Annotated in this window: 1 protein-coding gene; it reads right to left on the bottom strand. The window is 78.9% G+C overall.

Features of this window, described 5'->3' with window-relative positions; all coding sequences use genetic code 11:
* Window positions 1-122: 122 nt before the first annotated feature.
* The coding region (locus DY245_RS32855) for a glycosyltransferase (protein ID WP_147318386.1) at window positions 123-1,143 on the bottom strand (1,021 nt) is incomplete at its 5' end.

The following is a 1,143-nucleotide window of genomic DNA, read 5'->3' as shown; positions in this document are numbered from 1 at the left end:
GGGCGGCGGCAGGGTCTCCAGGCCCGGCCCGCGCGGCGGACGGACCGCGACGGTCGCCGGCCGGGGGGCCGCCGACGGGGGCAGGACCCGGGCGGCATGAGGTGCATCCGCGCTCTCCGTCGTCATCGCCTGATCCGCTCCCTGCTCTCCGTGCACGGCACACCGAGCAGTTCGCGGTACAGGTCGAGGACCGCCGCCGCGGTGCGCCGCACGTCGTGTCCCGCCCGTACGTGTTCCAGGGCCCGGCGGCCCAGCGTCAGGCGCAGCCGGGGGTGCGTCAGCAGGTCACGTACGGCCCGGGCGAGGGCGGCCGGGTCCGCGGGCGGCACCAGGGCGTGCGGCAGGGCCTCCGCCGGCAGACTCTCCCGGGCCCCGCCCACATCGGTGACCACCACGGGGCGGCCGCAGGCCATCGCCTCCAGAGGGGGCAGCGCCATGCCCTCCCAGCGCGACGGCAGGACGACCAGATCCGCTGCCCGGTACCAGGGGACGATGTCCTCGGTCGCGCCCGCGAAGCGCACACCGGGCGGTGCGGCCGCATGCAGCCGCTCCCGGTCCGGCCCGTCGCCGACCAGCACCAGCCGGGCGTCGGGGACGGCCGCGCCGATCGCGGGCCACGCCCGCAGCAGCACCGACTGGCCCTTTTGCGGGCACAGCCGCCCCACGCACACCACCAGTGGCGCGTCCGGCGCCAGCCCGCTGAGTGCGGGCAGCGCGCCGCGCAGTGCCCGCCGGGCCGCGTCATCGCTGTACGCGGGGGAGTAGCGGTCCAGGTCCACACCGTTGCGGATCACCGCCCACCGGGCCGGCACACCCGCATCGATCCCGCGCAGCCGCTCCGCCTCGCTCACACACAGCACCCGGTGCGCCCAGCGCGCGGCGTATCGCTCCCAGCCGAGCGCCGGCCCCGCCACCGGCCCGCCGGCCGCCTCGAAGGGCCAGGCGTGCGGCTGATGGACCGTCGGGATCCGGCCGCGTACCGCCAGCCGGGCGGCGAGCCCGGCCTTGGCGCCGTGCGTATGGACGAGGTCCGGGCCCAGGCGCCGGACCAGCCGGGCCAGCCGCCCGGTCTCACCGGCCAGCGCGGGCCCGGGGGAGCGGTGCGCGGGCCAGGGGGCGACCTCGGCGCCCGCCGCCACGGCC

Origin of the sequence: Streptomyces inhibens (assembly GCF_003389455.1) — a bacterium.
In the GTDB taxonomy this organism is placed as follows: Bacteria; Actinomycetota; Actinomycetes; order Streptomycetales; family Streptomycetaceae; genus Streptomyces; species Streptomyces inhibens.
The sequence above is the reverse complement of the archived record's forward strand: the minus strand, read 5'-3'. Positions and strand labels throughout refer to the sequence as shown.